8 protein-coding genes are annotated in these 8,647 nt (G+C 47.0%); 6 read left to right on the top strand and 2 right to left on the bottom strand.

Annotated elements, in window-relative coordinates:
- Positions 1–303 precede the first annotated feature (303 nt).
- Entirely contained in the window at positions 304–1,194 is an 891-nt protein-coding gene (locus Q0236_RS10110) for a peptidylprolyl isomerase (protein WP_297917389.1), read from the bottom strand.
- 84 nt (positions 1,195–1,278) lie between these two features.
- Here Q0236_RS10110 and gltX point away from each other — a divergent pair, with 84 nt between their 5' ends.
- The 6 genes from gltX to gdhA all read left to right on the top strand — a co-directional run bounded on the left by gltX (position 1,279) and on the right by gdhA (position 7,900).
- Positions 1,279–2,658 carry a glutamate--tRNA ligase gene (gene gltX / locus Q0236_RS10105; protein ID WP_297917388.1) on the top strand — a complete coding sequence of 460 codons (1,380 nt, stop codon included), beginning with the start codon at positions 1,279–1,281 and terminating at the stop codon, positions 2,656–2,658.
- Between the two features lies 1 nt (position 2,659).
- Positions 2,660–3,916, top strand: a complete 1,257-nt coding sequence (locus tag Q0236_RS10100) for a malic enzyme-like NAD(P)-binding protein (protein ID WP_297917387.1) — start codon at positions 2,660–2,662, stop codon at positions 3,914–3,916.
- A gap of 45 nt (positions 3,917–3,961) precedes the next feature.
- Positions 3,962–5,410 (top strand): nicotinate phosphoribosyltransferase, encoded by a 1,449-nt coding sequence (locus Q0236_RS10095; protein ID WP_297917385.1) that lies wholly within the window; start codon positions 3,962–3,964, stop codon positions 5,408–5,410.
- A complete protein-coding gene (locus tag Q0236_RS10090) occupies positions 5,403–5,774 on the top strand; it encodes a hypothetical protein (protein ID WP_297917383.1) in 372 nt (123 codons plus the stop codon). The genes Q0236_RS10095 and Q0236_RS10090 overlap by 8 nt, the downstream gene beginning before the upstream one ends.
- 78 nt (positions 5,775–5,852) lie before the next feature.
- Positions 5,853–6,545 (top strand): MqnA/MqnD/SBP family protein, encoded by a 693-nt coding sequence (locus Q0236_RS10085; protein ID WP_297917382.1) that lies wholly within the window; start codon positions 5,853–5,855, stop codon positions 6,543–6,545.
- Positions 6,542–7,900 carry an NADP-specific glutamate dehydrogenase gene (gdhA, locus tag Q0236_RS10080; protein ID WP_297917380.1) on the top strand — a complete coding sequence of 453 codons (1,359 nt, stop codon included), beginning with the start codon at positions 6,542–6,544 and terminating at the stop codon, positions 7,898–7,900. The genes Q0236_RS10085 and gdhA overlap by 4 nt, the downstream gene beginning before the upstream one ends.
- 170 nt (positions 7,901–8,070) lie before the next feature.
- Here gdhA and Q0236_RS10075 read toward each other — a convergent pair whose 3' ends face one another.
- The gene (locus Q0236_RS10075; RefSeq protein WP_297917377.1) at positions 8,071–8,346 is read right to left on the bottom strand and encodes a hypothetical protein; all 276 of its coding nucleotides are present in this window, start codon (positions 8,344–8,346) and stop codon (positions 8,071–8,073) included.
- Between the last annotated feature and the right edge of the window lie 301 nt (positions 8,347–8,647).

Genomic DNA, 8,647 nt, shown 5'->3' with positions numbered 1-8,647 from the left:
GCTATGACTTTGCCGGCTATGAAAAAATATCACGCAATTGTTGCAGGCAAAGCTTTAAAATCCGATTTACCATTGATTGTTGATGTCGCTAGAAATAATACTAATGAGCAAATTTCCGATAAATAAATATGTAAAATTTTGAATACTAAACTAGGTATGATTCGTTCCTGATTGGTAGATTTGCCTTTTCTGTATATTTAGCAGCAATGCCTTAGGTCTTTTAAAAATATATCAATATTCTCAATAATATTTCTAAAATTTTCTATGACTACCACAAATACTCTATCTTTTTTCTATTTAAATTTAGTTTCTCTTTTGAACCTTCGCTTTGCCCTTGTCTTTGCCGCTTTGAGGCTGGGCTTGCGGGCGCTCGATGATGCGGATATTGGCGTTTGAGCGGAGTCTGTCGTTGAACTCGGCGACCGCTTTTTTGCGCTCGGAGGTTACGTAGCCCTCGATCGCTCTGTCTTGCACGCTATCGAAATCAAGCGTACGAAGTCCCTTTTTATCGTTTACGTAAAACATCTCATAGCCGTTACGCGTAGGGATGATCGGCGAAAATTTGCCCTGCTCGACGTTTGTGACGATATATTTTAGCCCCTCGTCCATTTGGTTTGCTTTTAGGGTTCCTTGCATCACGTAAACATCGCTCGGACGGAGTTTCGGGTTTGCGCGGATCTTATCGAGCGGAGCCTGAGATTTTGCGATATAGCGGGTGAGCGTGATGCTATCGAAGGTTGTAAACAAAGAGCTATTTTGCGTGTAGAATTTTTTGACATTTTCGGGGGTCGTGCGGTGCTGTACGTCTGCGAATATTGAGCCATAGAGCTTTTCTTCAAGCAGTGTACGGCGGATATTTGCTTTAAAGTCATCGTAGTTTATACCTTGCTTTTGCACGGCGGTTTTGAGCTGGTCTAAGCTAAGCTTATTTTGATCGGCGATTGCTTTGAGTCTCGCATCGATCTCCGCGTCATTTACCGCGATGCCGCGGCGTTTAATCTCGGATTGTTGCAGCTTTTGCCCGATTAAAATTTCCATCGCAGCTTGCGGCGAAGCGCCCGTTAGTTTTTGAACTTTGGCTAGTTCGTAGCCGGTGATGGGCTCATTATCTACCACGGCGATGACGCCGTTTACTACTTCGGCATTTGCACAAACGGCACATATCATTGCGGAAAAAAGCAGTTTCTTTATCATTTTTAACCTTTATTTAGTCTTTTTGCTTTATAATTACAAGATCGCGATTATAACATTAAATGGTAATTTTTGCAAAGGAATTTTATGATAGTAACTCGTTTTGCGCCGAGTCCTACGGGATATTTACATATCGGCGGACTTAGAACGGCACTTTTTAGTTATCTTTACGCTAGGGCAAACGGCGGCAAATTCCTGCTGCGTATCGAGGACACTGATCTGAAGCGCAATTCGCAGGAGGCTGCTAAGGCGATCGAGGAAGCTTTTAAGTGGTGCAATCTGGACTATGACGGGCAGATCGTGTATCAAAGCTCGCGCTTCGATCTTTACAAACAATACGTCCAAAAGCTGTTAAATGAGGGCAAGGCATACAAGTGCTATATGAGCAAGGACGAGCTAGACGAGCTGCGAGCGCAGCAGGAAGCTCGTAAAGAGCGCCCGCGCTACGATAACCGCTACCGCGACTTTACCGGCACGCCGCCTGCGGGTATCGAGCCTGTAATACGCATCAAATCCCCGCTTAGCGGCACGATAGAATTCAAAGACGGCATCAAGGGCGATATTAAATTTAACGTAGAAGACATTTTGGATGATTTCATCATCGCTAGAAGTGACGGCACGCCTACGTATAACTTCACGGTCGTGATCGACGACGCGCTGATGGGCGTCACGGACGTGATCCGCGGCGACGATCATCTAAGCAACACCCCGAAGCAGATCGTGCTGTATAACGCGCTAGGCTTTAAAATCCCTAAATTTTACCACGTCGCGATGATCAACGGCACCGACGGCAGCAAGCTGAGCAAACGCCACGGCGCTACCGATGTGATGGAGTACAAGCGCATGGGCTATCTGCCGCAAGCTTTGCTAAATTTTTTAGTGCGCCTGGGCTGGAGCCATGGAGACGATGAAATTTTTAGCATGGAAGAGATGAAGCGCTACTTTGATCCTAACCATATCAGCAAGAGTTCCAGCACCTTCAACCAAACCAAGCTTGAGTGGCTCAATGCGCATTATATTAAAAACTCTGACGACGATGAGCTTGTCTTGCAGCTTGTGGAATTCGGCGTCGATATCCGCTCGCACGCGAAAAAACATCTCATCGCCCAGCAGTACAAACAGCGTGCAAAGACGCTAGTGGAGATGGCTGAGGGCATTAAAATCCTTCTAAACCGCCCGAGCTGCTATGACGAGAAGGCGTATAAGAAATTTGTAACCGAAAGTTCGCTAAGCTTACTCGCAAAATTTGCGGATACTCTAAGCGCAAATTTAAATGCAAAGGAGTGCGAGGAAAGGACGATGGGGTTTTTGGACGCAAACGGCGCCAAGCTAAAAGACCTGGCTCAGCCGCTGCGCGTTGCGATCACGGGGGGAAGCGTAAGTCCGTCGATTTTTGAAATTTGTGAAATTTTAGGAAGCGACGAAGTTAAAACGAGAATTTCAAATTTAATCAAAAAAGGATTATAAAATGGCTAAAGTAAACGTTGAAGCGGCTTTGAAGTACCACATAGGCGGTAAAATCGGAACGAATGTAAAAACACCATGTGCTACGGCGGAGGATTTGGCGCTTGCATATACGCCGGGCGTCGCGGAGCCTTGTAAAGTGATCGAAAGTGATCACGAAGCTGCGTTTAAATACACTAATAAAGCCAATCTCGTAGCCGTTATCACTAACGGCACGGCGGTTTTAGGCCTCGGAGATATCGGCGCAATCGCCGGAAAGCCCGTAATGGAGGGCAAGGCGGTTTTGTTTAAAAAATTCGGCGGCGTCGATGCATTCGATATCGAGATCGACGAAAAAGATCCTAAAAAGATAATTGAAATTTGCAAAGCGCTTGCGCCTACGTTCGGCGGTATAAATTTAGAGGATATTAAAGCTCCCGAGTGCTTCGAGATCGAGCGCGAGCTGCAAAAAGCCGTCGATATCCCCGTCATGCACGACGATCAGCACGGCACCGCGATGATTACGGGCGCAGGGCTTATCAACGCGGCCATCATCAGCGGTAAAAAGATCGAGGATATGAAGATTGTAGTCAGCGGCTCGGGCGCTGCGGGCATAGCGTGTGCGAAGATGTATCAAAATTTAGGCGCTAAACATATCATAATGCTCGACTCCAAAGGGGTGATCCACAAGGGTCGCACCGATCTTACCGAGCAAAAGAAAGAATTTGCCCTAGACACCGCAGATCGCACGCTAGAGGACGCGATGAAGGGCGCGGATATGTTTTTGGGCCTTAGCAAGCCGGGCGTTTTAACTAAAGAGATGGTAAAGACTATGGCGCCGCATCCAATCATTTTTGCGCTTGCAAATCCGGTACCGGAAATTTATCCAAGCGAGGTCGAGGAAGTAAGAAACGACGCGATCGTAGGCACGGGCAGAAGCGACTTTGCAAATCAGATCAATAACGTTTTGGGCTTTCCGTATATCTTCCGTGGCGCGCTTGACGTAAGAGCCAAAAAGATTACCGAAAATATGAAGATTGCGGCCGCTCGCGCGATGGCGGATCTTGCTCGCGAAGAAGTTCCTGCAGAAATCCGCAAGATGCTGGGCAAAGATAGCTTAAAATTCAGCAAAGACTACGTGATCCCAAATCCTTTCGATCCGCGCGTATTTGCCGTGATCTCGACGGCGGTTGCAAAAGCTGCGGTAGATGACGGCGTCGCTCGCGTCAAAGAGTTCGACGCTGCGGCTTATAAAAAGAGCCTAGAAGCTAAAAAGCTATGATTTTTTTGCTCCTGCACGAGGCGAGATTAAATTTAAGAGGCGTAAATGAAAGATTTGGCTTTACTTACCGATTTTTATCAGCTTAGCATGATGCAGGGCTATTTTTTTACAAAGCCCGATCAGACGGCGGTTTTTGACGTTTTTTACCGCAAAAACCCAAGCGGCGGCGGTTACGCGATATTTTGCGGCTTAAACGAGGTCGTGGATTATATCGAAAATCTCAGATTTAGCGACGACGACATCGCATATCTAAAAAGTCTAAATTTCTTTAAGCCGGAATTCTTGGAATTTCTAAGAGGCTTTAAATTTAGCGGCGAAATTTACGCCATGGATGAGGGGCAGATCGTATTTCCGCACGAGCCGCTAATTCGCGTCAAGGCAAATATCATGGAGGCGCAGCTCATCGAAACTGCGATCCTAAATACTATAAATTTTCAAACTCTCATCGCTACGAAAAGCTCGCGTATAAACTTTAGCGCCAAAGGTGATTTGGTGATGGAGTTTGGCTTGCGCCGCGCTCAGGGGCGAAGTGCGGGCATCTACGGCGCAAAGGCTGCGATTATAGGCGGTTGCAGCGCCACGTCGAACGTGCTTGCCGCAAAGAAATTCGGCGTGCCCGCGATCGGCACTCACTCGCACTCGTGGATTCAGAGCTTTGATAGCGAGCTGGAGGCGTTTCGCGCCTACGCTAAAATTTATCCGAACAGCACGCTTTTGCTCGTCGATACCTACGATACTCTCGCAAGCGGCGTGCCGAATGCGATTACGGTTTTTAAAGAGCTACGCGCGAGCGGTCATGAGCCGCTTGGAATCCGCATCGATTCGGGCGATCTGGAGTATCTGACCAAGCAGGCGCGCAAGATGCTCGATGCTGCGGGCTTTAATGACGCAAAGATCACTGCGTCGAATGATCTAGACGAATACGCGATCGATCAACTCAAACTTTTTGAGGCTAAAATCGATAGCTGGGGGATCGGCACTAGGCTTATTACCGGCGGAGATAGTTCGAGCCTAGGCGGCGTGTATAAGCTAAGCGGTATCGAAAAAGATGGCGAGATCGTGGCTAAGATCAAAATTTCAAACGATCCGCGCAAGATCAATAACCCGGGCTACAAACAGGTCTTTAGGCTCTTCGACAAGGATAACGGCATGGCGCTTGCCGATCTGATCACGCTTGATGGAGAGAGCATAGATGAGAGTGCGCCGCTTGAAATTTTTCACCCGCTTTACACCTACAAGCGTAAAATTTTAACGAATTTCAGCGCGCATAAGCTCTTGCGTCCCGTTTTTAAGGAGGGCAAATTTGTAGGTACGCGCCGCACGGTAAGCGAGATCGCGCGTTTTAGCAAGGAGCAGAAGAGTAAATTTTGGCTTGAGCACCTTCGCAACGTCCATCCGCAGAGCTACAAAGTGGATCTCTCTCAAAAGCTTTGGGATATCCGAAAATCACTCATCAACGAGTGTAACCTAAATTTAAAGGAGAAATATGTTTAAAGTTCTATCGTGCGCCGCTTTGGCGTTAGTTTTGCTAGGATGCGGCTCAAACCAGCTCCGCCAATCCCCGGATAGCGCTATGAATAAGCAAGCACAGAGCGAAAAAACCATAACCAAAGAGAACGCAAAGACCTTCTATTTCATCGATGACAAGGGCAAAAAACTATCGCTTAGTTCAAACGACGATTTCAATACCGCCGTGTTAAAGGACGATAGCGGCAAAAGCTACAACCTCAAGCGTGAGCGAGCCGCAGACGGCATCTATATGGAAAACAAAGACGGAGTGAGTATCCACTTCAAAAAAGGTGAGGGCATAGTGGAGTTTATCAAATACAAATCCATCCCGATCACCGAGGTCAAATAAACTTTAAAATTTTTGGTTAAATTCCGATTTAGCGCCGGAATTTAACCCTCTTTTCCTGCGCTAAATTCGGAGAAAGTCATGTTATTAGGCAAAATCGATTATCTAAATTTGCTCCCTTTTCACGTATTTCTGAAAGCCCTTCCGCTGTCGTCTTATGTTAAAAAATCGATAGAATTTAAAAAAGGGGTGCCGAGCAAACTCTGCGCCGATCTTTATAGCCGCAGGATAGATGCTGCGGTGATCTCGAGCATCGAAAGCCGCCGCGCAAAATACCGCAGGCTGCCTCTAGGAATCGTCGCAAAGCGTGAGGTGCTAAGCGTGCTCGTGCGCAAAAACTCGGCGCCCAGGCTCGATCCCGCGTCGATGAGTTCAAATATGCTAGCCCGTGTGCTGGATCTTAGCGGCGAGGTGCTGATCGGCGATAACGCTTTAAAGGCGCTGCTTTCGCAGGGCAGGGATAAATTTTACGATCTGGGCGAAATTTGGCAGCAGCGTACGGGCTTGCCCTTTGTTTTTGGGCGGCTGTGCTGCGTGAAAAATGATAAAGCCTACTCGCGCCTGGCGACGAAATTTTTGCGTTCGCGCATTAAAATTCCAAGATATATCCTGCAAAGCTACGCCCTTTCGCGCGGCATAAAAGAGCGCGAAATTTTAAATTATCTGAAATTTATCGGTTATGAGATCGGCGTCCGCGAGGAGCTGGCGCTGAAAAAATTTATCGCTAAAGCCAAAAAATTAAAATTTAATCCGGTTCAAAAGGAGGGGCTATGAAATCTTACATCGACGGCTTGCTGCTAAATTTAAAGCGCGCCAATCCCGGTCAGGAGGTCTTTATCCAGGCATCGACCGAAATTTTATACTCGCTCATACCGCTTCTAAAGCGCGATGAGCGATACGTGAAAAATAAAATTTTAGAGCGTATTTTGGCGCCCGAGCGCACGATGATGTTTCGCGTCGTCTATATGAGCGACGGCGGCGAGCCCTGCGTGCATACGGGATATCGCATAGAGTTCAACTCCGCCCTGGGCCCCTACAAAGGCGGACTGCGCTTTCATCCGAGCGTAAATTTGGGCGTTTTAAAATTTTTAGGGTTTGAGCAAATTTTTAAAAATTCCCTCACGGGTCTTAATATCGGCGGCGCAAAAGGCGGCGCAAATTTCGATCCCAAGGGCAAGAGCGACGGCGAGATTATGAGATTTTGTCAAGCTTTTATGCTTGAACTTCACCGCCTAATCAGCTCCAATACCGACGTGCCCGCGGGCGACATCGGCGTGGGCGGTCGCGAGATCGGCTATATGTACGGCGCGTATAAAAAGCTCACCCGCAGATTCGACGGCGCGCTTACGGGCAAGGGGCTAAGCTGGGGCGGTAGTCTTGCGCGCACCGAGGCTACGGGCTACGGATCGGTCTATTTCGCAAACGAGATGCTAGCTACCAAGGGCGATTCGCTGCACGGCAAAATTTGCACGATCTCGGGCGCCGGCAACGTCGCGATCTACACAGCCGAAAAGCTCTATCAGATGCAGGCTAAGCCCGTTACAGTAAGCGATTCTACGGGCTTTATCTATGACGCCGAGGGAATAGATGTGGCACTTCTTAAAAAGCTAAAAGAGCAGCTGCGCGTAGGGCTTTGCGAATATATCAAGGAGCGCCCTAACGCAAAATTTATCCCAGTTAGCGCCTATCCCGCAGGCCGCAACGGCGTGTGGAGCGTGCCGTGCGATGCGGCATTTCCGAGCGCTACGCAAAACGAGCTTAATCTGCAAGACGTAAAGACTCTCTATGCCAACGGATGTCGCATGGTTTGCGAGGGCGCGAATATGCCAAGCACGCTTGAGGCGATCGATTTTATGCTCGCGCAAAAAGACTTTCTTTTCGGCCCTGCGAAGGCGGCGAATGCGGGCGGCGTGGCTACGAGCGGGCTTGAGATGGCGCAAAACGCGCAGATGGCGTCGTGGAGCTTCGAGGAGGTCGACGGCAAGCTGCGCGAGATCATGCGCCACATATTTCGCACCAGCTACGAGACCTCGAAGGAATTCGGCGCGGAGGGCAATCTCGTGCTGGGCTCGAATATCGCGGGCTTTCGCCGCGTAGCCGACGCGATGCTGGATCAAGGTCTGGTTTAAGCTTAACTCGCTTTATTTTGTCAAAAGCGGCAGCTCGCTTTTAAATTTAAGCTCTTTAAATTTACGGCGAGCTTTTGGTTGTTTTGATAAAATTTCAATCGTTTGCGCCAAGAATATAGCCGCTCATCGCTATAATTTGCTTTATGCGCCTTGCATTTACATCTTGTGCGCTACGTAAATTTAAATAGTGCCGATTTTAAATTTAATCCAAGAAAACCGCTTCTTACAAAAGAAATCTTAGCCTTTCCCTTCCCAAGATCTTTTCCATTTAATACAAAATTATCAAATATTATTTCGCTGTTCTTTATTGAATATCTCAGATTTTCAAATTCAGAACTCTTTGTTTTAGTCATATTATAGACTATTTTATTGGAGAAAATTACCCCACCTGTTGCTGCAACAAGCAACAGTAAAAATAAAACCAATAAAAATTTTAAAAACTTCATACAGGCCTCCTGTAACAGTAATTTTATTTATTCCCTTTAACAATTAAAGTTAAATCTTCCGGCATTTTTACTGTATGCCGGCAACAGAAATATGAGGACTATGATATGTCCTCATAAATATTAATTATTTTATGTTGTATTTGTCAGCAATTTCCTGAACGTATTTCTGATTTGCTTCCTGTCTTTTCTGTATTTTCAACTGGTTCTTTATCATATCTTTTACTTTGTCATATGCTACAAGTCCTTTAGGTGCCTTATCAAGAACTTTAACAATATACCATTCGTTATTTACTTTTATAAC

This window comes from uncultured Campylobacter sp., assembly GCF_938031315.1.
Lineage (GTDB): Bacteria > Campylobacterota > Campylobacteria > Campylobacterales > Campylobacteraceae > Campylobacter_B.
The sequence above is the reverse complement of the archived record's forward strand: the minus strand, read 5'-3'. Positions and strand labels throughout refer to the sequence as shown.